This window comes from Chloroflexia bacterium SDU3-3, assembly GCA_009268125.1.
GTDB lineage: Bacteria > Chloroflexota > Chloroflexia > Chloroflexales > Roseiflexaceae > SDU3-3.
Map to the genome: position 1 here is coordinate 1 of WBOU01000045.1, position 2,254 is coordinate 2,254.

The window sequence follows — 2,254 nt, forward strand, 5'->3', positions numbered from 1 at the left end:
AGTGCTACACCAGCGATGAAGAGTTTGATCCTGGCTCAGGACGAACGCTGGCGGCGTGCCTAATGCATGCAAGTCGCACGCGGTGCCTTCGGGCACTGAGTGGCGAACGGCTGAGGAACACGTGGGGACCTGTCCGGGAGTGGGGGACAACACCGCGAAAGCGGTGCTAATCCCGCATACGCTCTGAGGAGGAAAGCCGAAAGGCGCTCCCGGGTGGCCCTGCGGCCCATCAGGTTGTTGGTGGGGTAACGGCCTACCAAGCCAATGACGGGTCGCTGGTCTGTGAGGACGACCAGCCAGACTGGGACTGGGACACGGCCCAGACTCCTACGGGAGGCAGCAGCAAGGAATTTTCGGCAATGGGCGCAAGCCTGACCGAGCAACGCCGCGTGCAGGATGACGGCCTTCGGGTTGTAAACTGCTTTTGCTAGGGATGACACGGACCGTACCTGGCGAATAAGCCCCGGCTAACTCTGTGCCAGCAGCCGCGGTAATACAGAGGGGGCAAGCGTTGTCCGGATTGACTGGGCGTAAAGCGCACGTAGGTGGCATGGTAAGACTCGTGTGAAAGCGCCTCGCTTAACGAGGCGTCGCCATGGGTGACTGCCAGGCTGGAGGCTTGCAGAGGTGGGTGGAATTGCCGGTGTAGTGGTGAAATGCGTAGAGATCGGCAGGAACACCAAGGGGGAACCCAGCCCACTGGGCAAGGCCTGACACTGAGGTGCGACAGCGTGGGGAGCGAACAGGATTAGATACCCTGGTAGTCCACGCCGTAAACGATGGATGCTCGCCGTCTGGTGGTTATTGACACTGCTGGGCGGCTCAGCTCACGCGGTAAGCATCCCGCCTGGGAACTACGAGCGCAAGCTTAAAACTCAAAGGAATTGACGGGGGCCCGCACAAGCAGCGGAGCGTGTGGTTTAATTCGACGCAACACGCAACACCTCACCTGGTCTTGACATGCAGTTGCAAGCGCTAGAAATAGCGTCGCCTTCGAGGGCACTGCACAGATGCTGCATGGCTGTCGTCAGCTCGTGTCGTGAGATGTTGGGTTAAGTCCCGCAACGAGCGCAACCCCTGGGGTCAGTTACCTGTGTCTGGCCCGACTGCCCATTTGGGAGGAAGGCGGGGATGACGTCAAGTCCGCATGGCTCTTACGACCAGGGCGACACACACGCTACAATGGGACGGACAGTGCGCAGCGACCTAGCAATAGGGAGCAAATCGCCAAACCGTCCCCCAGTGCAGATCGGGGGCTGCAACTCGCCCCCGTGAAGACGGAGTTGCTAGTAACCGCGTATCAGCAGTGGCGCGGTGAATACGTACCCGGGCCTTGTACACACCGCCCGTCACGTCATGGGAGTGGGCAATGCTTGAAGTCCGTGTGCTAACCCTTCGGGGAGGCAGCGGCCGAGGGCAGGGTTCGCGACTGGGACGAAGTCGTAACAAGGTAGCCGTACCGGAAGGTGCGGCTGGATCACCTCCTTTCTAGGGAGCACGGCCCCACTCACGGGGTCCATTCCCACCCAACCAACAACACAACGGGTGAGAAACTAAGCTCCATCTCATCATCACGATTCAGCGGTGCAGCCGCTGGCCATATCCTTTGTGATGTGGCAGCCTGAACCTTACCAACCAATTGTTGCAAGTAGATTGAGGTCTTTGTCCCTTCCCTGGGCCACGCACCCGCGGTGCCGAGCCGCGCTGGTGGCTGGTCAGGGAAGACATGATGCGCAGACGGTGGATGCCTCGGCGCTGGGTGCCGACGAAGGACGTGGCAACGCTGCGATAAGACGAGGGGAGCCGCGAGCAGGCTGTGATCCTCGTATCTCCGAATGGGGCAACCCCATCACCTCGGTGATGACCGGCCTTGGCCGGAGGGAACCTGGGGAACTGAAACATCTCAGTACCCAGAGGAAGTAGGACCGTCCCCCTAGTAGTGGCGAGCGAACGGGGGCATGCCCAAACGTGTTCCGTGTCAAGCGATCAGGCGTTGCGGAATGCGGGTTGTAAGACGGAAGACGGCACGCTGATTCGTGCCACTGGCCCTTGGAATGCCAATCGAAGCAGTTTGGAACACTGCACCAGAGACCGTGAGAGTCGGGTAGATAGCAGCTGACCAATCCAGCCTTCCGCTCTTGAGTAGCACTCCCCACGGGCAAGGGAGTGTGAAGCTGGGGAGCCCACTCCCCAAGGCGAGCTACACCCAGTGACCGATAGCGCACAGTACCGTGAGGGAACGGTGAAAAGTACC

2 rRNA genes are annotated in these 2,254 nt (G+C 60.3%); both read left to right on the forward strand.

The annotated features are described in order from the left end of the window. The first annotated feature begins 9 nt into the window (after positions 1-9). Positions 10-1,492: ribosomal RNA gene (locus F8S13_27575) — 16S ribosomal RNA — on the forward strand. Positions 1,493-1,719: 227 nt separating this feature from the next. Next, positions 1,720-2,254, forward strand: a 23S ribosomal RNA gene (locus tag F8S13_27580); the annotation flags it as partial.